General features: G+C 56.8%; 13 protein-coding genes. 5 read left to right on the top strand and 8 right to left on the bottom strand.

Annotated features, from left to right (window positions below):
* Window positions 1–16: 16 nt before the first annotated feature.
* From EQG79_RS15420 to EQG79_RS15400, 5 genes are all read right to left on the bottom strand, one after another.
* A complete protein-coding gene (locus EQG79_RS15420; protein ID WP_129602396.1) occupies window positions 17–2,500 on the bottom strand; it encodes a CotH kinase family protein in 2,484 nt (827 codons plus the stop codon).
* A gap of 181 nt (window positions 2,501–2,681) precedes the next feature.
* On the bottom strand, window positions 2,682–5,678 hold the full coding sequence (locus EQG79_RS15415; protein ID WP_240699363.1) for a sialate O-acetylesterase: 2,997 nt from the start codon (window positions 5,676–5,678) through the stop codon (window positions 2,682–2,684).
* Between the two features lie 169 nt (window positions 5,679–5,847).
* Window positions 5,848–8,829, bottom strand: a complete 2,982-nt coding sequence (locus EQG79_RS15410) for a sialate O-acetylesterase (protein ID WP_240699362.1) — start codon at window positions 8,827–8,829, stop codon at window positions 5,848–5,850.
* A gap of 575 nt (window positions 8,830–9,404) precedes the next feature.
* The gene (aspS, locus tag EQG79_RS15405) at window positions 9,405–11,186 is read right to left on the bottom strand and encodes an aspartate--tRNA ligase (protein WP_129602394.1); all 1,782 of its coding nucleotides are present in this window, start codon (window positions 11,184–11,186) and stop codon (window positions 9,405–9,407) included.
* 121 nt (window positions 11,187–11,307) lie between these two features.
* On the bottom strand, window positions 11,308–12,777 hold the full coding sequence (locus EQG79_RS15400) for an amidohydrolase (RefSeq protein WP_129602392.1): 1,470 nt from the start codon (window positions 12,775–12,777) through the stop codon (window positions 11,308–11,310).
* A gap of 105 nt (window positions 12,778–12,882) precedes the next feature.
* Between EQG79_RS15400 and EQG79_RS15395 the strand changes: the two genes are divergently transcribed.
* The 3 genes from EQG79_RS15395 to EQG79_RS15380 all read left to right on the top strand — a co-directional run bounded on the left by EQG79_RS15395 (window position 12,883) and on the right by EQG79_RS15380 (window position 15,049).
* A complete protein-coding gene (locus EQG79_RS15395; RefSeq protein WP_129602390.1) occupies window positions 12,883–13,848 on the top strand; it encodes an HNH endonuclease in 966 nt (321 codons plus the stop codon).
* Between the two features lie 521 nt (window positions 13,849–14,369).
* Complete coding sequence (locus EQG79_RS15385) at window positions 14,370–14,639, top strand: hypothetical protein (protein WP_099085126.1); 270 nt, start codon at window positions 14,370–14,372, stop codon at window positions 14,637–14,639.
* On the top strand, window positions 14,639–15,049 hold the full coding sequence (locus EQG79_RS15380; protein WP_129602388.1) for a type II toxin-antitoxin system VapC family toxin: 411 nt from the start codon (window positions 14,639–14,641) through the stop codon (window positions 15,047–15,049). Before EQG79_RS15385 ends, EQG79_RS15380 begins: the two co-directional genes overlap by 1 nt.
* 284 nt (window positions 15,050–15,333) lie before the next feature.
* On the opposite strand, the gene EQG79_RS15370 is transcribed toward EQG79_RS15380, so the two are convergent.
* Both EQG79_RS15370 and EQG79_RS15365 read right to left on the bottom strand, forming a co-directional pair.
* A complete protein-coding gene (locus tag EQG79_RS15370) occupies window positions 15,334–16,506 on the bottom strand; it encodes an ATP-binding protein (protein WP_129602386.1) in 1,173 nt (390 codons plus the stop codon).
* 48 nt (window positions 16,507–16,554) lie between these two features.
* Window positions 16,555–17,712, bottom strand: a complete 1,158-nt coding sequence (locus tag EQG79_RS15365) for a cysteine desulfurase family protein (RefSeq protein ID WP_129602384.1) — start codon at window positions 17,710–17,712, stop codon at window positions 16,555–16,557.
* Window positions 17,713–17,790: 78 nt separating this feature from the next.
* Between EQG79_RS15365 and EQG79_RS15360 the strand changes: the two genes are divergently transcribed.
* Complete coding sequence (locus tag EQG79_RS15360) at window positions 17,791–18,069, top strand: hypothetical protein (protein ID WP_129602382.1); 279 nt, start codon at window positions 17,791–17,793, stop codon at window positions 18,067–18,069.
* A 174-nt stretch (window positions 18,070–18,243) separates the two neighbouring features.
* Here EQG79_RS15360 and tnpA read toward each other — a convergent pair whose 3' ends face one another.
* Complete coding sequence (tnpA, locus tag EQG79_RS15355) at window positions 18,244–18,705, bottom strand: IS200/IS605 family transposase (RefSeq protein ID WP_129602380.1); 462 nt, start codon at window positions 18,703–18,705, stop codon at window positions 18,244–18,246.
* Between the two features lie 1,156 nt (window positions 18,706–19,861).
* Here tnpA and EQG79_RS15345 point away from each other — a divergent pair.
* The gene (locus tag EQG79_RS15345; RefSeq protein WP_240699361.1) at window positions 19,862–21,334 is read left to right on the top strand and encodes an MFS transporter; all 1,473 of its coding nucleotides are present in this window, start codon (window positions 19,862–19,864) and stop codon (window positions 21,332–21,334) included.
* The last annotated feature ends 121 nt before the right edge of the window (window positions 21,335–21,455 follow it).

Genomic DNA, 21,455 nt, shown 5'->3' with positions numbered 1-21,455 from the left:
TACTTTTTTGTTTGTTTTAGCGAACCCGAAGCGTCAGGCTAGCCGTGTCATCTTCGCCGTTGGTGTAGCCGTTGCCGGGCGTACTGTCGGGATCGGCAGGGGTGCTACTTTGAATTTGGGCTTGTACTGTGCCTGCCGTACTGGCCTGAAGCGGCAAAACTACAGTAGTCTGCGCATTGGCTCCCAGCGATGGCACGGTTCCTGATACGACCTGGCCGCTAACGGTCAGGCTCGCATTACTGGTCAGTTGCCAGCCGACAGGGAGCTCGGCCTGCACCCCCACATTACCCGCAGCGGCACCACCCCGGTTGCTGATAATCAGGCTGAGGCTAAAGGGCTGGTCAGGCAATACCGCCAGCTGACTGCTGACGAGGGCCACGCTCAAATCTGCCAGGGTGGGGTCGGTGGGCGGCTGATTGGACAGGACGGGGGGGAGTGGGGTCTGATTGGGATTGGGTGAAACAAACAGACTGACCGAACTGCCCACCCGAAGGTCGGTTTCGGCCATGTCGTCCTGCCCGTCGCCCGTTCCGGAGTTGGGCTGGCTATCGGCGTCGGGCAGGCTGGCCGAAACAATCTGAGCCGCATTACGGAACGTTCCCTCCGCGGTAGCCTGCACGGTATAGCTGAACAGCATGGTCTGACCCGCTGCGAGGTTGGTAGTGGTCATGGATACTACCTCGCTGACAGCCGTTACGCCCGGCATCGAACTGCCTGTAAAGGTAAGGTTCGGAGGCAGGCGGTTCTCGAGCTGAACCAGACTGACCGATTCGGGGCTGCTGTTGGTCACGGCCAGCTGAAACTGGATCGGTTCTCCAACCGAAGCTGTCCGCCGGTCGCTCGAGAACGCCAGCGACAGATCAGCGGGCATCAGGACAGTTATAACGGCCGTACCCGACGCTGTACCACTTCCGCAGCCGTTGCGGATAGCTGTCAGGGTGTAGGTAGTCGTAGTAGTGGGCTGTACGGTCAGTGTGACCGGACTGCTGACGGCCGAGCCGCTCAAACCCGGCGAGAGGGTGTACGACCACGGTCCTGAACCGGTAAAGGCCAGCGTCAGCTGGGCGGTTTGTCCCTGGCCAATGGCCGAGGCCGTTGTAGACAGGGCGCCCGTTGCCAGTGGCTCCACCAGCAGGGAGTTGATGTTGGCATCCATCCAGGCCAGTCGGTTGGTCAGCCACGTTTTTACCTGATTGACTTCATCGAGCTGGGTGGCCCCCACGTAGGACGGCTGGTCATTCCAGACCTGTACGCCGATGATAGGCCATTTGGTGAAGTTGCGGTTCAGCGAGCCCTGGTTCAGCAGCGCGTACTGCGTATCAATATAAGCCAGTAACGTATTCGTCTGCCAGACGGTCTGGCGGAGTTGCTTATACCGGGTCACCAGTTTATTGGCATACTGGCAGCAGGTCAGCAGCCTGGCCCACCAGAACGGTACCGGAAAGGTGCCGTCGCCGGGCGCCGAATAGCGCCAGCCCTGATACGTTTGGGTGTTGCCGTCGAACGGGGTTGTCAGAAACCCGTAGGCCAGGTTGAAATCCCAGGCTGGTCCGGCCGATAGCCTGCCCCCGTCGGCGTCGCGCTGCTTCGACAGGTAGGCACTGATGCGAAACCCGTCGGCATTGCTGGTCGCTTCCTGAAGCAGGAAATAATCGATGAAGGTATCTTCAACGATGAATTTCGAGTAGCCGTTGGTCGCGTTGCAGCAGGAGGTGCTGTTGACCGTAGTTTCGAACTCGTCGATGTAGCCCTGTATGTAGTTGAACTGCTGGGCGGTAATGTCTTCATCATTCGGGTAATGGGTGGCCCACTGGTGGGGAATAGTGCCGCCCGGACTCATGTAGTTCGATGACCAGACATGGTTCGGATCGAAGTCGCCACAGTTTTTGTCGACCTTAACAATATAACCACCGGTAATGCGGGCGGGGCTGGTATCGTCGGGGTTGAGGCTTCTGACATTGACCCGGTTGGCGTCACGCTTCACCCGCTCCTGAAAAATATAAATACCCTGGTAGGCACCATTGATAATCAGCTCGACGTATTTGACCCGGGAGGCATAACGCCCCGACTGGTTGGCCATGTAGTAGGTTAGCGGGTCGCGGACGAATGATTTGTCGGTATAGGAGGCATTGAGTACCCAGTCGCTTTCAGCCGGAAAGCCGAACAGCGCCCTGTCTATGGATTCCGTTACCAGCGTGGAATTGCGGAGTTCGATTCCGTACGGTTTTTTCGGAAAGTTCTGGCTGGAACACCCTCTGAACTCGACTTTGGCCTTTCCCTGGTACTCGTTGGGTATATCGGTAATGGAGTTGATGCCACTGGCGTTGTTAATGATACTCAGGCTGGTAACGATACCTGGTTCGTCGTTAATGGTTTGCCCTTCGGTGTCGATAATGACGATAGGCAGGTTGGAGGAGGTCAAGGTTTGTGCGTTACTCTGAAGGCCTGACAGGCACAGCAGCGTAACCACCAGTGTGGCTATCTGGCTTGGTGTGGTCATGGTTAATAAAGAGGTGTAGTATAGATGATGACAACCCAGGTCGGCTCACAAAACCGACCTGGATTACACTAGGTAAAGTAAACAATCTGCCTCAAATCCGTTACGTCATTTTATTAATCGGTATGCTTACTTTGCTTATAATAGATCTATTGTTTATTTGTAAAATGATATATAGGTTGTCCTAGTAAGGGATAGTTAGAAACAGGCTGGCCGTATCGTCTTCGCCAGTGAGGTATCCGTTACCAGGGCGGGAGTCGGGATCGGCTGCCGATGCGGCTATGATCTGAGCCTGAACGAGGGCCTGAGCGGCTTGCGTAGCGGTAGCTCTAAACCAGAAGGTACCCGACTGTCCCGGCGCAATGGAAGCAAACGTACCCGCTACGAATCCGTATCCGCCACTCAGCGCAGGACTGTCCAGAAAGGCAAGGCTGGGCGGAAAAGAGCACCCAACCCGTACGGAGTTTGCGGGTAGCCCACCCTGGTTGGTAACGGTAATACTTACGCTTACAATCTGGCCGGGCTGCATCAGCAGGCGGTCACTGACGATCGACAGGTTCAGGTCGGCTTTGGTCGGATCGGGCGCCGGCTGGTTGGGCAGTACAGCCGGTAGGGGCGTCTGATTGGGGTTGGGCGATTCGAACCGGCTGGTACTGTGGTCCGGGGTGCGCATGTCGAGCCGGGCGGTATCGTCCTGCCCATCGCCGGTGCCGGAGTTGGGCTGGCTGTCGGGGTCGGGGGCACTGCTGCTGGTTAGCTGAGCCGTTGTTATATAGCTGCCGGGTTGGGTAGGGCGTAACCGAAATACAAAGTCGGCCTTAGAGCCGGTCGGCAGGCTGGCCACACTGGCAGTAAGCGTCTGATCGGTTACGCGAATGGCCGGCGATAGGATCTCGACAATCTCTACGTTGGCGGGCAGCAGGCTCTGAACGGCCACATCCGCAGCGCTGGCCGGACCGGCGTTAGCTACCGTCAGCGTAAAAGTGACCGGCTCTCCAACCGCTACCGTGCGGCTACTGCCTGTCATTGACAGCGACAGGTCGGCCTGGCTACAGAGCGAGAAGTAAGGGCTGGGCGCGCTGCTCACGGCCGGGTTGGTAGCCGTTATCCGCAACCGGTACTGATTGCCCGCTGGCGTTGCCGCCGGTATAGGCACAGACATCGTTGCCGGGTTGCTGGCGGCTGAACTGAACTCCTGCAGGGTGATGGGATTGGCAAAGGATCCGCTCGCATCGGACAGCTGAAGCCGGTATAGGTTGCCGCTGTTCATCGGGCCGCCTTCAACCAGCATCTCGACCAGCAGCGGGCTGCTGACGCAGGGGGTTCTGGCCGATGCCATGCCTATGTTCAACACCGGCGGAATAGAACTTATAGGCTCCGGGGCTGCGTAGAGGATGACACGGCCGTTGAGCAGTTGGGTTTCGAAGAAAAGCCCGGCTCCGCTACTGCCCTGTTGCCGGACAGACACCCGATACCGGCCCGGTTCGACCCCACCCACGCCCCCGGCAATAGGCGGGTAGTTGCGGAGGTAGTTGAAATCGGCAAACTGTTCGTAGTCGGGGGCCTGGCTGCTGGGCGGGGCCAGGGTCCAGCCCGAATCGCCGAAATTACCGCCGTCGATCCGCTCCAGCCGTACTTCTACGGCCGCGGTTGCCTGTACCATCAGGTAAAAACTATGGCTGGCCGTTTCGTAGCGGTAGCCAACCCGCTGCAAAATAGGCGCCGGGCTTCCGCCCGCAACGGGTTGGGTAAGCACAGACTGGGTCGGCGTTGGCGTCGCAAAGTAGTTGACAATAAATGGTTCTCCTGGCTTACCAACGAGCGCCGGGCTGGTTGAAACGGTTCGAAACTGGTACTGTCCGTCGGGCAGGTTGCCGGGTAAGGTCAGCGGAATGGGGTTGGCGGTGCTTCGGGCCGATTCCGTAACGACTTCACCCGTGCTGGTCCGGATCAGCTGAACAAAATAGCTGTTATCCGTCAGTTGTGGATTGCTCCGCACCGAAGCCGCCATGATCGTTTCGCCGGGGCGTCGTGCCAGCGGCAGGGTGTAGCCGCTGGTGATGAGGGGGGCGTCGGCAGGGGGGAGGTAGGGCTGGGCCTGCTGAAAGAAAGCAGGAGTCAGCGATTGTAGCCAGGTGGTGATAAATTTGGGTATGCCCGCACCTGCCAGATGAATATTGTCGGGCCGGTTGGCGGAGCCGACGAGACTATCGGTGGCCGGGCCGGGGAAAACGGCGGGTAGTTCGGTAATGAGCCGGTTCTGGGCGGCAATGACATTGGGAAACGTTTGCCCATTGATATAACTCACCCGCGACATGACCCAGGGTAACGTAAAGCCGGTCTGCTGGCGGCTCTTCTCAATAACCTGCCGGATGTTATCGAAATAGGTTTGCGTATCGGTATAGGAGTCGCTCTCGCCCTGGTGCCAGAGTACGGCCCGGGCTCCGGTGCGGCTTACGTAATGCAGCAGCGCTACCCCCAGCCGCCGATAGACGGCGGTGTTCTGCGTGGGGCCAATATTCCCGACGGCCGACTGCTGCCATTGGCTGCTGGACGTACCGCCGAGGGCTGCCCCCAGAAACAGGACCGGTACGTTGAGCTGTTGTACGAGCCGGTCGCCGAGGGTACTCCAGATGTGGGGCGGTTGGCTGGGTCCGATGCTGCTGCCGTAACTCGCCCGGCTGAACCGGAGCGGGAGCAACTGCTCGCTCAGGCTATCCTGCCGGAAATCGACGCACGATACCCGATCTTCGGCTGAGTTGCTGGCCCGCTGGAACCCGCCGTATACGTTCGACTGGCCGGCAATGACGAAGACCTCGCCCACGCCTACCCGGTCTACGTTGGTCTGGCTCAGCAGGGTGCTGCCGTTTTTGGCCCGCACCTCCAGCCGGTACCAGCCACCGGTCGCCAGCAGCGGCCCCCGAAAGGCTTTGGTCGTGGCCAGAAACGGCAGGCTGGTCCAGGCCGTGAGCTGTCCCTGCCCCAGGGCGAGGGGCACCAGACGGGCTTCGACGGCGGTGGCGTTGGCGGGGGCGAGTCCGGCCACCAGGATGTTGGCTTCGTTGTAGAGGTTGCGCTGGACGACCATGCGGGCCACCGGGCTGCTGATACTCAGCTGGGCGGATACAATAGTAGGAAGCAGACAGCCGACCAGCAGCCATCTATAGCGGGATAAAGCCATGAAGGTGTACAAGTAAGAACGGTGGGTCTTTTACAACTCACATTGTACACAAATGAAAGGGCTTGGGCCAGTAGCGAAAAATAAAGTAACTGAACGGCGTATTTGCGTATATATAAAAAGTATACCTGTAGGAATTGAGTATTGAGTAGGTCGATAAGAATACTGAAAGCTATTGAGTACGCAGATTTAGTGAAGCTTCATCGTCTTCGCCAGTCTGGTAGCCGTTGCCGGGAACGGAGTCCGGGTCGGCCTGGGTAGACGTCTGAATCTGCGACCGTACTGTGCCGGAGGTGTTGGCCTGAACGGATAAAACGACAGTATTGGCGCTGTTGATCAGGATGTTATTCAGGGTAGCCGTGACGGTCTGCCCGCTTACGACCAGACCCGCGTTGTTGGTTAGCTGCCAGCCGGTTGGGAGCTGAATCTGTACCGTTGCCACACTGGCAATAGTACCTCCCCGGTTACCGACGGTGATACTGAGGCTAAACGCCTGGCCCGACTTTGGCGTCAGCGTACTGCTGGCCATGAGCAGGCTTAAATCGGCTTTGGCCGGGTCGGTTGGCGGCTGGTTCGACTGAACGGCCGGTAGCGGTGTCTGATTGGGGTTGGGCGACACGTATACGGCTGTCGAACTGTCGGGGGTGCGCAGGTCGAGCTGGGCGGTATCGTCCTGGCCGTCGCCGGTGCCGGAGTTGGGCTGGCTGTCGGGATCGGTAATGGTGCTGGCGGTGAGCTGGGCGGTGGTGATAAACCGTCCTGGCTGGGTTGGCTTGAGCCGGAAGGTGTACCGGCGTGTTGACCCGCTGTTGAGCGATCCGGTATTGATGGTAACGGTATTGTTGGCTACGCTCACCTCGGCCGACCCGGCATCGACAAAAGAGAGGCCCGTAGGCAGCATAGACGCTACTATGATACCGGCTCCCGCAAACGGCCCGGTATTGGTAACCGCAGCCGTGACGGTGACGGGCTGTTCGACCCGAGGGGTTCGGGTGCTGACGCTGAGCGCTAAAGACAGGTCGGCCAGGGGTGTACACAGATCGATGGGAAGGGGAGCGCTGGCAACCGCCGGGTTGCTCGCCACAATCCGGATGCGGTAATTTGAGCCGGGTAAAGATGCGGGTAGGGTAGCCGTCAGGGGGCTGCTGGTACCCGTACCGATGGTCGTTTCGTCGGCAAAGGAACCGTCGGCGTCCGATAATTTCACCAAGAAAACATTGCCGCTGTTGACCGGGCTTTCGGTCAGATCGAACGCGACCGTAAATGCATTACCCCGGCAGGGTACCGCTGGCGACAAAACCGTTGGCGTAATAACGGTAGGAATGTTCGAAACGGGTTCGTTGCCAATGAAGAGCGTATTCCGGCCTTCCTGTAATGTCGTTTCAATCCACATACCCGCTCCGCTGTCGCCCTGCTTCCGGACGGAGATGCGGTAGCGGCCGGGCGGAACCCCGCCCACGCCGAAGGTAATGGGCGGGTAGTTGCGCAGGTAGTTATAATCAGCAAAGTCGGTATAGTCGGGCCCCTGCGAACTGGGCGGAACGGTATACCAGCCGGTATCGGAGAAGCTGCCGCCGTCGATCCGTTCGATCCGGCACTGAACGGCGGTGGTGGCTTCGGCCATGAACCAGAAAGCCGGCACAACGGCTTCGTAGCGGTAGCCCATCCGCCGAATGGCCGGGTCGGGCGTACCACCCCGCACGTTCGGCGCGGTGGGGGTAGGCGGGCTGAATGAGGGCGCAAAGAAGTTGACGGTGAACGGTTCGCTCAGAGTACCGGCCGCACCGGGCAGGGTCGAGAGCGTACGCAGGCGGTATTGCCCATCGGGTAGGTTGCCGGGCAGGGTCAGGGGAATAGGATTGGCAGTGGTCCGGGCCGATTCAGTGACGAGGCTATTGTCCGACGCCCGCAGGAGCTGCGCAAAATACTGGCTGGACGCATCGTTAGGGTCGGCCCGGAGCGAAGGAGCCAGTACCGTTTCGCCGGGTCGGCGGGTGAGCGGAAGTGTGTAGCTGCTGGTGAGCAGGGCCGACTCATCGGTGGGGGTAAAGGGCGCTGTCTGATAGAAAAAATCGTCGGTCAGTGCCTGGTTCCAGCGGTCGGCAAAGCGTCGGAGGCCGTTGCCACCAATGTGTACGTCGTCGCCCAGCCGATTGTCCGGGCCGATCATGTCGTCGGTCGAGGGTCCTGGATATACGTTGTTGACTTCGGCAATGAGCCGGTTCTGCGCAGCAATGACGTTGGGGTTGGTCTGGCCCTGAGTGTAGCTCACCCGCGACATAAGCCAGGGCAGCTGGTTGAAACCGACCTGCTGGCGGGTTTTCTGAATAACGTACTGAAGGTTAGAGAAATAGGTATTGTTGCTGCTGCCAATGTCGCCTTCGCCCTGATGCCACAGAATAGCCCGTACACCGGTTCGCAACGCATAGTGCTGCAAGGCTACCCCCAGCCGCCGATAGGGGTACGGCCTTCCCTGGGCGTCGGTACTGCCTGCCGCCGACTGTCGCCACTGGTCGCTGGAGGTACCGGGCTGGCCGCCACCCAGAAACAGAACCGGAACGTTGAGCCGCCGAACGAGCATGTCGCCCAGCATACCCCAGATATGAGGAGGGTGGCTGGGCCCGATGCTGCTGCCGTAACTGACGTGACTGAATCGCAGTGGGAGTAACTGCTCATCGAGCGCGTCCTGCCGGAAATCGACGCACGATACCCGGTCTTCGTCGGCGCCGGGCTCGCGCTCAAACCCCCCTACGGCATTCGACTGGCCGGCAATGACGAAGACCTCGCCCACGCCTACCCGGTCTACGCTGGTCTGGGTCAGCAGGGTGCCACCGTTTCGGGCCCGCACCTCCAGCCGGTACCAGCCACCGGTCGCCAGCAGCGGCCCCCGAAAGGCTTTGGTCGTGGCCAGAAACGGCAGGCTGGTCCAGGCCGTGAGTTGTCCCTGCCCCAGGGCGAGGGGCACCAGACGGGCTTCGACGGCGGTGGCGTTGGCGGGGGCGAGTCCGGCCACCAGGATGTTGGCTTCGTTGTAGAGGTTGCGCTGGACGACCATGCGGGCCACCGGGCTGCTGATACTCAGCTGGGCGAAAACTGTACCGGACGACAGACAGGCCAGAAAGAGCCATATCCAGCAAACGTAATATTTCTTCAAGGGCGTTGGACGGAATCAGATGGGTACTTACAAATCTACTATTCCTAGTGTCTATTAGGAAGGCAGTGCAGTATGGCCATATGGTTGGGTACTGATTCTCGATAAGCAATAATTAGGCCTAAACGACTATAAATAATTTTTGTTTTTGATGAAACGTAAATTTATTAGCGACGCAATTAGCTATTTTTTGTATATATGTTAACTTAATGATTGAGTGTGACAGTGTGCTTTACGTATTATTTTTCTGAACGTAGCCTAAAATAAGTACAGGAATTACGCTGTAGAAGCGCATTACTTCATTGAGTTATTTGTCATGCTGGCGCAGGAAGCCTCTTCGGCCGACTGCTTTGAGAGGCTTCCTGCTTCAGCATGACAAAAACAGGTCGTTGGGCCTGGTTGGATCGGGCTGGTCGGAGCGGGTTTACTAGAGCTTGTCCGGCTTTCGTTTATCGACGAAGCAACAGTGGTTTTATCATTCGATGTAAATGAGCGAAGAGCAGCCGGGTCATTCATTGAAAAACCCCTGGCAGGGCTTTGGCCACTACCAGGGGTTCGTATAAAGTACAGGGCTGGGGTTAGACAACCGTCCTGATTTTCAGTTCGTCGAGTTGCTTGTCGGCAATCGTTGAGGGAGAATCGATCATAACATCGCGGCCGGAATTGTTTTTCGGGAACGCAATGAAATCGCGGATCGAGTCGGCCCCGCCGAAGAGCGAACACAACCGGTCGAAACCGAACGCAATGCCACCGTGTGGGGGCGCCCCGAACTCGAACGCATCCATCAGGAAGCCGAACTGCGCTTTGGCTTCTTCGTCCGAAAAGCCGAGCAGGCTGAACATCCGGGCCTGCAGGTCGCGGTTAAAAATCCGGATAGACCCACCCCCTACTTCGGTGCCGTTGATGACCAGGTCGTAGGCGTTGGCCCGTACGGCGCCGGGGTCGGTTTCCAGCAGCGGGATATCTTCTGGTTTGGGCGAGGTAAAGGGGTGGTGCATAGCAAACCAGCGTTCCTCTTCTTCGCCGTATTCGAGCAGCGGAAAGTCGAGTACCCAGAGCGTGCTGAACACGTTCGGATCGCGCAGGCCCAGCCGGGTTCCCATCTCCAGCCGCAGTTCGTTCAGCTGCTTGCGGGCTTTGGCCGCATCGCCCGAAATGATCAGCATCAGATCGCCCGGCTTGGCCCCGAACCGTTCGGCCCAGGCCTTCAGCTCACTCTCGGTATAGAACTTATCGACCGACGATTTCAGGCTGCCATCTTCGTTGTAGCGAACATAAATCAGGCCTTTGGCGCCGATTTGGGGCCGTTTTATCCATTCGGTCAACTCGTCGAGCTGCTTGCGGGTGTAGGACGCACAGCCCGGCGCGTTGATGCCGACAACGATCTCGGCCGAGTCGAAGACGCCGAATCCTTTGCCCGACGTAAGGTCAACGGTGTCGAACGTACCGGATTGGTGGACCGCTTTCAGTTCGGCGAACTCCATGCCAAAGCGGGTATCGGGTTTATCGGAGCCGTAGAGCCGCATGGCGTCGGCGTAAGTCATGCGCGGTACGCTGGCCAGGTCAATGCCTTTCACGGCTTTGAACAGGTGGCGCACCAGTCCTTCGAACATCTGCAGAATATCTTCCTGCTCGACGAACGACATTTCGCAGTCGATCTGGGTGAATTCGGGCTGGCGGTCGGCACGCAGGTCTTCATCGCGAAAACACTTCACAATCTGGTAGTAGCGGTCGAAGCCCGATACCATCAGCAGCTGTTTAAACGTCTGGGGCGATTGCGGCAGGGCATAAAACTCGCCGGGATTCATGCGGCTGGGCACCACAAAATCGCGCGCTCCTTCGGGTGTCGACTTGATCAGAACCGGCGTTTCGACCTCAATAAACTGCTGCCCGTCCATGTACAGCCGCGTTTGCTGGGCCATCCGGTGCCGCAGTTCGAGATTCCGGCGTACCGGATTCCGGCGCAGGTCGAGGTAGCGGTACTTCATGCGGAGGTCGTCGCCCCCGTCGGTTTCGTCTTCGATCAGGAAAGGCGGCAGTTTGGCGGGGTTCAGCACCGTCAGGGCCGATACGCGTACTTCAACGTCGCCGGTGGGGATATTTGGGTTTTTCGATTTCCGTTCCACAACCTGCCCGGTTGCCTGTAGCACAAACTCGCGGCCCAGCGTGCGGGCGGTAGCAAACAGGTCGGCGGCTGTTACGCCTTCTTCAAGGATTAACTGGGTGATGCCATAGCGGTCGCGGAGGTCAATCCAGAGTACACCTCCTTTATCGCGGATGGTTTGTACCCAACCCGACAGGGTAACGGTCGTGCTGGCGTCAGAAAGGCGGAGTTCTCCGCACGTGTGCGTTCGAAGCATTTTACGAGTAGTAAGTTAGCGAGTACGTGATTGAGTAGTTGGTTCATAGCGCAGCTATTCGCTCAATCACTCAATCACGTAATCACTCCATAAAATTTGCTCCAAAGGTACACACTCCGTCTTATTTACGGTAGTCCAGCGCGGGTTTCCGGTCGCCGAGCAGGGCTTCGTATTTGAAATCCTGGCCGCGCTTCTGTACCCACTCGGCGCGGGCTTTCTCGATCAGGGCCGGGCTTTTGTACAAATCGAGGGCCGTTAGCGCTAAGGTCTTGGCCGCTACGATCATACCTTTCTGGCCAATGCTCATCCCGCTGGCCGCCGTCGACTGCCAGCTGTGGGCCGATGAGCCGGGTACCCAGGTGGCCGTTGAGAGGCCTACCGTCGGCACGGTCCAGCTCACATCGCCCACGTCGGTAGAGCCGCCACTGGTCGCGCTTTCTGACGCATCGCGGAAGTCTTTGACGAGGGCCGCGTTGGTGATGGGTACTTTCTGGCCTTCGCCGAAGGTTTCGCTGATTTTCTGAGCAAAAGCCGTTTCGTCGGGGGTATAGGTAATCCCGCCAACGGTTTTCAGGTTCTGGTGCATCACCTCGGCCAGGGTTACGTTGGGCAGCAGGTTAAAAACGCCCCCCAGCACTTCCCACTCCACTTTGGTGCCGGTTCCTTTGGCGGCTCCTTCGGCTGCGTTTTCGATGCGTTTCCAGACGCTTTGCAGCACCTCGCGGTCTTTGTGGCGGGCGTAATAGTATACCTCCGCGAAAGCCGGTACGACGTTGGGTGCTTCGCCCCCTTTGGTGATGACGTAGTGAATCCGGGTGTCGGACGGGATGTGTTCACGCATCATGTTTACCATATAGTTCATCGCTTCTACCCCGTCCAGGGCCGACCGGCCGCGTTCGGGCGAGGCTGCTGCGTGGGCCGCGATGCCCCGAAACCGGAATTTGGCGTTCTTGTTGGCCAGCGAGGTGCCCGCATCGGCGGCATTCTGCGAGCCGGGGTGCCAGTGCAGCACCACATCGACGCCGTTGAAGAGGCCTTCGCGCACCATATACACTTTTCCGGAGCCGCCCTCTTCGGCCGGGCACCCGTAGATCTTGACCGTACCCGGTCGTCCCGTCGATTTCAGCCAGTTTTTGACCTCAACGGCCGCGGCCATCGACGCCGTACCGAACAGGTTATGGCCGCAGCCGTGGCCTCCTTTCTGGCCGGCAATGGGTGTAAACTCGGGTTTGGCTTCGGTAGCCAGACCGGGCAGGGCATCGTACTCCCCGAGAATACCGATTACAGGTTTGCCGCTGCCGTAGGTAGCCACGAAAGCCGTTGGAATACCGGCCACGCCCGCCTGAACGTCGAACCCTTCTTTTTTCAGTTGTTCCTGCAGCAGCAGCGAGCTTTTTTCTTCCTGGTACCCGAGTTCGGCAAAATCCCAGATCTGTTTCGAAATACCCGCGTACTCGCCGAATCGATTGTCGAGGTTGGCCAGTACGGTCTGTTTGTCTTTGTCAGGGGCGGGCAGGGCCGCCTTTTTCGGTTTGGGCTGGGCCAGCGTCAGCAGGGGCAGCAGGGTAAGCGCCAGGAGTGGTGTTTTCATGCAGGTTGTCTGTTAAAAATGATTGGGCGTTTAAAAATAGGATTTTGTCCGATAGTATCGTCAATCCGGTAGTTTCTGCATATTTGACGATCAATGTCCTGACTCATGAATACAGCCGAAACTCAACGTCTGGCGGTTTATAAACGAAAATTTACCACACTCAGGCAGGGGGGGACTCCCTATGGCAAAGCACCCCATAAGCCGGTTTTTCTGCTAACGCTCTTGGAGTTGATCGAGCAGCAGCATATTACAGAGAATCGAATTGGCATCACGCCTGAACTGGTGGCTACCTTTAAGGAGAACTTCGCCCTGCTGGTCGACACCGCTCATACAGATGACTTTACGCAGCCTTTCTTCTACCTCAAAAACGAAGGGTTCTGGCTACTGAGTCCGAAAGCAGGGGCCACCATCGACTCCCATATCAAAAGTGTGCAGGTACTTAGTGATCGACTCGATTACGCCTGCTTTACCGATGATCTCTACCGGTTGCTGACGACCGATATGCCGCGGCAGATTCTGAAAAATGCACTTCTGGACACGTACTTCCCAACTCGCAAAGCCGAATTTATACAGGTTAAGCAGGCTGGGCGTAGCTATGTGCAGGATCTCGAAACCTATCTGCTAAACGAGCGGACGGTGGCGTATCAGACAACTCTGCAACCAACCACCGACGACGAAGAGACACGTTTTGTACGCGGGGGCCTGTTCAAGAGGCTGGTGCCCAAAGTATATGATTTTACCTGCGCCATCTCGGGCATGAAAGTCATTGCTGTAGGTGGCTCGTCACTGGTTGAGGCCTGCCATATTGTTCCGATCAGTATTTCTGGTGACGATAGGGTCACGAACGGCATTGCCTTATGCCCGACATTACACACCGCTTTCGACCGGGGTATGATCGGGGTAGATGATCAATTCAGGGTGATCGTGTCTCCTTTGCTGACCGACAATATAGCCAGTCCGTACAACCTCCGTCAGTTTCACGGTCAGCCGCTTCGATTACCAGTTGGGGCGGTGCATTATCCTAACCGAGAAGGTTTCGATTGGCATCTGAAAGAGCGGTTCAGGGCGTGATGCTGTCGTGGGTACACGCCGAGTTTTTGAACGACTCATGCAGACACAGCTATTTACAATGGTGGTCAACTGGATATATAAAAACACAAAGTAAAATTCCGGCTGGAAGAATAATTGTGGCGTGAAGTCTGTGTCGGTCGGCCTCGTTCACTGACTTCTACTAACGATACCCCAAGGATAGTTCAATAAACCGCCGGTGCCACATACCCCTGATCCAACTGCGCTACGGGGAAAATTAAATCTCGATGGTGGCCCCAGGCTAGGTTGCCGCACTCGATATAAAAGCGCTTGAAGTGGGCTAAATGGAGGTATTTGTTGTGCTGAGAATGAGGGTGGTGCAATAGAAAAGGCCCAAAATCAACGACTTACGTAGTTCCAGCTGATAAACGCAACCGTAAATGGTGCTTTTCTACGTGTTCTGCTCCTGTTACTGCCAGCGCTCTGATAGCTCTCCAGCGTTTATACCAGCACAAAGCAGGTCGAAATTTCGTTATCTTGCCAACAGTCAATCACATACGACTATGGAAGCAACGTTTGTAATCAAAAAAGAGGAACTAACTCTTGGGTGGTTAGAGAAGCTCAAGAGTCATTTTGCTGAAGACGGAACTATCATAATCACAGTGAATGGTCCCGAAAAACGGCTGTCAGTTGAGGAGCAGCGTGTTATCACGCAACAGAATATGTTCAAACAATTGCAGGAGACGCAAATGCAACACCCACCCAAAACTATAGATGCCGATGTGGACATCAATAAACTTATTGATGAAATGTACTGGCAAGGTAATCACTGATGATCTATATTGATACCGATGTGCTGGTCAACTTCTTTGTCATCCAGAAGCAGGCACCACAACTCCACCCAATAGCCATAAAGGCAGTGAAGCAGGCCACCGATAAGGGCCTGCTTTTTATTTCTATCCATTCGCTCAATGAACTCGGCTTTGCACTCGCCAAGTGTGGCGAAAATCGAGACGCCATAACCAGCTATGTATCAAGCTTATACGCGGCCGATCCAGTAAGCGTTACGTTAGATCATTTGAAACGAGCGACTCAGATAGCTTACAAGGTGAGTTTTTATCACACCAGCGACTGTTTGCATACAGCCATTGCTGAACAATATTGTGATGAGCTTATCACATTTAACGGCTCTGAGTTTAACCTCATTCGCCATCACACCAAATTGAAAATTACCGTATTATAATGCTCGATCAATACACCGCTGGCCCCACATACCCCTGATGCAATTGCGAGACGGGGAAAATCAAATCCCAATCCCGTCCTCAGACTACGTTACCGCGCTCGATTCGGAAGCGCTTGAAGTTGGCCAAACGGTGGTATTTGTCGTGCTGTGGGTAAGGATGGTTCAATAGAAAAGGCCCAAAGTCAACGACTTGCGTAGTTCCATCTGAGAAACTTAACCGCAAACGGTGCTTTTCTACGTGTTCGGCTCCTGTTACTGCCATCGTTCTCCTAGTTTTTTAAGATTTAAGCCAACACACCTGACTCCGCCAGAACCTCCCAAACGTTGGTAATGCTGCATACGCGAACATCTTTTCGTAACCAGTAGCCGTCGGCTTCGGGCGTAACAATCAGGGTTTGTTCCAGGCTGAGGTCCATAATAGCCTGCGTGTTTCCGCGTGTTAAATTGGGGGCGTTGGAGTACCGAATTTCCAGCGCAACAACCGGCTTAACGCCTTTCACCAGCAACAAATCCAATTCGGCTCCATTTTGCGTCCGGTAGTAATAGGGCGTTACGTTCTGGGCCAGCCGCGAAACAATTTGCTGCACAACATAGCCTTCCCACGAAGCGCCTAACAACACACTACCCAATAATGCATTGAAATCATCGATACCCGTTAGCCGATGTACCAGGCCGCTATCGCGCACAAAGACTTTGGGAGCCTTCACCAATCGTTTGCCGATATTGACAAAGAAGGGCGGCAACCGACGAACCAAATACGCATTTTCCAGAAAACTGATGTAGTTCTGAACGGTTGATACGGACAAATCAAGCGAGCGGGCTATATCGCTGTAATTCAGTTGCCCTCCCTGGATACCTGCCAGCATAGTCAGCAAATTACGAACGGTAGAAGCCGGAGCCGACAAACCCAGGTCGGGCAGGTCGCGCTGTACATACGTTTGAATAAAGCTATCCATCCAGAGTTGCCAAATCGGTTCAGTCGGCGCTTGCAGCGCATCGGGGAAGCCGCCCCGTATCCAATGATCGCGGTAGTTGTATTGCGCTTCTACTTCCAGCAGATGTAAAGGAGCAAGTTCCAGGTAAACAACCCGGCCCGCCAGGGTTTCGGATGAGTTCTTGAGTAGATCCGGCGACGCAGACCCCAGCAGGACAAACCGACCGGGAATCCGGTGCTGATCAATCAAGGACCGCAACAAGGGGAACAACTGGGGCATCCGCTGAATTTCATCCAGCACGACCACCTTATCCTGATTAGCCTGAAAAAAAAGATCGGGCTCCCGCAGCCGATTTTGATCGGCAAAGTATTCCAAATCCAGATAAATAACTTCTTTTTCGGAAGTACTTAGCAGTGTTTTGACCAGTGTAGTCTTGCCTACCTGACGTGGACCCAATACAGCCACAGCCGGGAAATAGCTTATACTGGTTTCGAGTAACTTTTGAAGGTGACGGGCAAACATTAATCAAGTAAATTTCCAACGAAGATATAAATTTACTTGATTAATCCGCTAAACCAGCGCCCGCAAGCTCTCCACTGCCTCCTTAATGGCTTTCACAGTAGTAGTAACATCGGCTTCGGTGTTGAAGCGCCCCAGGCTAAAGCGCAGGCAGGAGAAGGCTTCGGTTTCGTTCAGACCCATAGCCAGCAACACGTGTGACGGGTCAATGGAAGCCGCCGTACAGGCCGAGCCGTTCGAAACAGCCATGCCTTCCAGGCCCATAATCAGCGCGTCGGAGTCGCAGTTTTCGAAGTAAATGTTGGTGGTGTTATAAAGCCGATGGTCGCGACTGCCATTAACCCGCGTTCCCGGAATGGCGAGGAGTGCCGTTTCGAGTTGATCACGTAGAGACGCGAGCCTTCGCGTCTCCTTTGCGTCAGCCACGGGGGCCAGTTCGGCTGCCATACCCATGCCCACAATACCCGGCACGTTTAGGGTGCCACTCCGCAAACCGCGCTCGTGACCGCCCCCGTGCAATAAGGCTTCCAATTTCACTTTATTCGGCAGTCCAGCCCGGGAACGTCGTTGGCGGACAAACAGACCACCGATGCCTTTCGGGCCATAAAATTTGTGTGCCGAGAAGGTAAGTAAATCGATACCAAGCGCATCCACATCAATCGGCAACTTACCCACCGCCTGCGTAGCATCGGTCATGAACAGGGCACCGGCTTCGTGAGCCCGTTGGGCAATTTGCTCAATCGGCTGAATGACGCCCGTTTCATTATTGGCCCACATCACCGACACCAAAATGGTATCCGGTCGAAGGGCCGCTTTTATGTCGTTCAGATCGAGCAGTCCGTCGGGTTGAACGGGGAGGTACGTTACCTCAAAGCCGCGCTTCTCCAGATACTGGCAAACGTCCAGCACCGCCTTGTGCTCCGTCTGGACGGTAACGATATGCTTTCCTTTGTGCTGATAACTCTCCGCAATGCCTTTAATAGCCAGATTGATGGCTTCGGTTGCGCCGGAGGTAAACACCAGTTCGTGGGTTTCGCACCGCAACAGGTCAGCCAGTTGCTGCCGGGCTCCCTTCACGGCTTCGTGGGCCGACACACCGAACGGGTGAGTACTGGCCGCGTTGGCGAAGTTATCGGTCAGGAAGGGCATCATGGCGTCAAGCACGCGCGGATCAAGACGGGTTGTGGCGTTATTGTCGAGGTAAATCATTGGGTGAAGTTACGCAGATCCGAGTAGTTTCTCCAGCCAGATGGCTCATTCTGGTACGTCGTTAATCACTCGATAGTCATGAAAACCATCACATTCTCGATCGACCTGAAATCGTTCTGCCTAGGCGCACTTACCCTGGGGGGCGTTCTTGTATTAGCCAACTTTACACCCGCCAGCCAGCGTCAGCCGGAGCCGGACGTGATCGACACGCGCCGGTTTCAGGCCGTATCCAGCGAGCGCGAGTCCATTATCCTCGACACCAAGACGGGCCGGTTCGTTATTTCGCCCAGCTATATAGGCAAACCACGCTGGATTCAGGGAGATTTCGAGTCGATACAGCAGGGCGAAAAGCGATGACGAACCCGCCCCGTCCTCCGCTAATTAAAGGCCTATCTACCTGAAAAACATATTGCCCTCACCATAGAAACCCCCAACCCACCGTCCCGTAGGGACGCAACAGCTAGCCCCGCTAGCGTCGGTAGCCAACGCGTCGGTAGCAAGGGATAGCCTATCGGTCGCCACCCGCATCGGTCAGGCCAGGGGCTTGAACACATAACGTTCGTCGTAATCGATGCCGAGGGTATCCAGCATTCGGCTGTATTCATCAATGAACGATCGGGTTCGGTGATGCTCTTCCTGGGCGTCGATGTATCGGATAACCGCCGGTAGCTGGCTTTTGCTGTAGGAGAATGCGCCGTACCCTTCCTGCCAGGCAAATCGATGGCTTGTCCGCCGGTTGTCGTTGATCCATCCAGACGATTCCTGCTTGAGTTGCTGCATCAGGTCGGAAACCGATTGGGTCGGGCGCATGCCGATCAGGATGTGGACATGGTCGGGCATACCATTGATGGCGAGTACCTTGTGCGAATGGTTTTGGATGATGCCCGTCATGTAGCCATACAAATCGTATTTCCAGTCGGGGGCGATAACGGCGGCCCGGTGTTTGACCGCAAAGACAAGGTGAAGGTGAATTTGCGTATAGGTGTTGGCCATGGTTGGTAACGGAGCAGGTGAGCAGAAGTACAGTTGTTTCGGGCCCGTTTGACGATAGATTGTATACCCGGTTTCACCAGCCACGATGCCGGTTGGGGTTGGGTATATGTATCGGCGCCGTGACCGAATACGTCATGATCATATTCGGCCACGGCCAGCGGGGTTTATTCCAACGATGCGTTCGCTACCGACATGCTACCGACGCTGCGCTGTTGTGTCCCTACGGGACGGTGGATTGGGGCGTTTGGTGGGTGCCGACGATGCGCTGTTGTGTCCCTACGGGACGGTGGATATGGGGTGGGCGTGCTGGCTACCGACGCCAGCGGGGCTAGCTGTTACGTCCCTACAGGACGGTGGGTTTTGGCAGGGATGTGGCGTTTGGGGCGTTGAGGTTACCGACGCGTTGGCTACCGACGCGGTGCTGTTGCGTCCCTACGGGACGGTGGATGTGAGGTGAGGTGGGGCGTGGTGTTCGGGGAAGCATGGGTTACCGACGCGTTGGTTACCGACACTGCGCTGTTGTGTCCCTACGGGACGGTGGATTGGGGCGTTTGGTGGGTGCCGACACTGCGCTGTTGTGTCCCTACGGGACGATGGATTGGGGCGTTTGGTGGGTGCCGACGATGCGGCTGTTACGTTCCTATAGGACGATGGGTTGGGGAATGCTCGTTACAGGCGATAGTAAGTTACTATATTTCTGCGGGACAAAGGATTATCTGCTATATGGTGTCGTCGTGCCTCTGAGGAATATTGCACTGCCCAGAATCTTCGTCTCGTAGGGACGCAGTAGCCGCAGCGTCGGTAGCGAATGCGTCGGTAGCCTCCCATCCCACATCCATCGTCCCGTAAGGACGCAACAGCCGCAGCGTCGGTAGCATATTGGTCGCCTAGGCGTCTCCCACCGTCCCGTAGGGACGTAACAGCGCAGCGTCGGTAGCCAACACGTCGGTAACCCATTCCTCCCCAAACACCACGCCCCACCTCACATCCATCGTCCCGTAGGGACGCAACAGCGCAGCGTCGGTAGCATGTCGGTAGCCAACACACGTGCCAATGATCCCAATCCGTGGCGCGTGGGCCGGGCGAATCGACGATCATCTTTGCAAACAACCCGGCAGGGGAGGAGTTATCAAAACGACTCCTTTCCGGTAATTCTGTGATTGCTAATTCGACGGTTTCTCCCCCGGCTGCACCCAACAAATGGCTCGTTCTGGCCACCCTGGCCTTTGGGACGTTCATGGCTACGCTCGACAGCAGCATCGTCAACATTGCCCTCCCGACCATCCGACGTGAACTGAATGCCGGCGACAGTGTGGAATGGGTGGTGCTGAGCTACCTGCTGACGACAACCAGCACACTGCTGATCATGGGTAAACTGTCCGACTGGCTCGGTCGCCGGCCGATGTACATAACCGGGTTTATCATTTTCGTGCTGGGGTCGCTGCTGTGCGGACTGTCGTGGAACAGCGCGTCGCTGATCGGGTTTCGGGTAGTGCAGGGGCTGGGCGCATCCATGATTTTTGCTATTGCGCCGGCTATTATCTCCGATACCTTTACCCCCGCCGAACGAGGACAGGCCCTGGGGCTCATGGGCGCCATCGTTGCGGCCGGTTCCAGTACCGGGCCCGTTGTGGGCGGGCTGCTGCTGGGGAAGTTCGGCTGGTCGAGCATTTTTTTCGTCAACGTGCCCATTGGCCTGATTGCCATCTGGCGGGCGTCGGTCGTGCTACCCGCGAGTCCCAAACAACCGAGGCAACCGTTCGATCTGGTTGGGGCGGGCCTGTTTCTGGTTGGGGTAACGACGCTGCTTACCGGGCTCGATTTCGGTCCCGAGCCCGACTACGGCTGGGGCCATCCGCTGGTACTGGGGCTGCTGGGTACGGGAGTCGTACTGCTGGTGCTGTTCTTTTTCTGGGAAGGCCGCACGCCAGCCCCCATGCTGCAACTGAGCCTGTTCCGGATTCGGCCCTACACCTCGGCCATTCTGGCGGCCTGGCTGGGCTTCGTCGCGTCGGGTGGTAATCTGTTCATTATCCCGTTTTTTCTGCAGCAGCTACTCGGGTTTACGCCCCAGATGGCCGGATTGGTTTTGTTATCAGGGCCGTTGACCCTTAGTATCATTGCTCCCATTGGCGGCTACCTGTCGAGCCGGGTCAGCACGCGCTGGCTGGCCAGTACGGGGCTGATGCTGACCGCTGCGGGGTATTTCTCGTTTTCGTTTCTGTCGGCCGACTGGGTCTGGCAGGATGTGGTCTGGCGGAGCTCGCTGGTCAGTTTCGGGTTTGCTCTCTTTCAGTCGCCCAACAGCAGCAGCGCGCTCAACGCGGCTCCGCTGGCGCAACGGGGGGTGGCCAGCAGCGTAATTGCCTTCATGCGCAACATGGGGCTGGTCGTTGGCATTGCGCTGGCGGCAGCGGTCTGGTACAGCACCCGAAACCAGTACGCGATATCGCACCAGATCGATCCGGCCAGTCCGGCTGCGCAGCTGGTCGGTATGCGCTACGTGTACTGGGCCATGACGGCGCTGATTGTGACCGCAGCCGCTGTTTCGTTCTCGCGCGGGAGCGTCAACACCCGTACCCGCGAACCCGAAGTGGCCGGCGAAGGCGTATCGACCCTGGCGGGTTAGTCGAATTATACCAACTTCCCGGCTTAGTATCGCAACAAACGCGGCCTGGCCATTCGGGTGGCATGGGATAGATGTCCCCTTCTTCGTACTTTTGCCCCCGCAAAACCGGGCTTGCGTGTCC

Origin of the sequence: Spirosoma sordidisoli (assembly GCF_004138325.1) — a bacterium.
GTDB classification, from domain to species: Bacteria; Bacteroidota; Bacteroidia; order Cytophagales; family Spirosomataceae; genus Spirosoma; species Spirosoma sordidisoli.
Note: the sequence above shows the minus strand (reverse complement) of the source record. Positions and strands in the feature narration are given on the sequence as shown.

What these genes read in the sequence shown, in the direction of transcription:
- aspS (WP_129602394.1), bottom strand. Translation starts at nt 11,186, where the DNA reads ATGCTTCGAACGCACACGTGCGGAGAACTCCGCCTTTCTGACGCCAGC.
- EQG79_RS15385 (WP_099085126.1), top strand. Translation starts at nt 14,370, where the DNA reads ATGGAAGCAACGTTTGTAATCAAAAAAGAGGAACTAACTCTTGGGTGG.
- EQG79_RS15365 (WP_129602384.1), bottom strand. Translation starts at nt 17,712, where the DNA reads ATGATTTACCTCGACAATAACGCCACAACCCGTCTTGATCCGCGCGTG.
- EQG79_RS15370 (WP_129602386.1), bottom strand. Translation starts at nt 16,506, where the DNA reads ATGTTTGCCCGTCACCTTCAAAAGTTACTCGAAACCAGTATAAGCTAT.
- tnpA (WP_129602380.1), bottom strand. Translation starts at nt 18,705, where the DNA reads ATGGCCAACACCTATACGCAAATTCACCTTCACCTTGTCTTTGCGGTC.
- EQG79_RS15400 (WP_129602392.1), bottom strand. Translation starts at nt 12,777, where the DNA reads ATGAAAACACCACTCCTGGCGCTTACCCTGCTGCCCCTGCTGACGCTG.
- EQG79_RS15420 (WP_129602396.1), bottom strand. Translation starts at nt 2,500, where the DNA reads ATGACCACACCAAGCCAGATAGCCACACTGGTGGTTACGCTGCTGTGC.
- EQG79_RS15415 (WP_240699363.1), bottom strand. Translation starts at nt 5,678, where the DNA reads ATGGCTTTATCCCGCTATAGATGGCTGCTGGTCGGCTGTCTGCTTCCT.
- EQG79_RS15395 (WP_129602390.1), top strand. Translation starts at nt 12,883, where the DNA reads ATGAATACAGCCGAAACTCAACGTCTGGCGGTTTATAAACGAAAATTT.
- EQG79_RS15380 (WP_129602388.1), top strand. Translation starts at nt 14,639, where the DNA reads ATGATCTATATTGATACCGATGTGCTGGTCAACTTCTTTGTCATCCAG.
- EQG79_RS15360 (WP_129602382.1), top strand. Translation starts at nt 17,791, where the DNA reads ATGAAAACCATCACATTCTCGATCGACCTGAAATCGTTCTGCCTAGGC.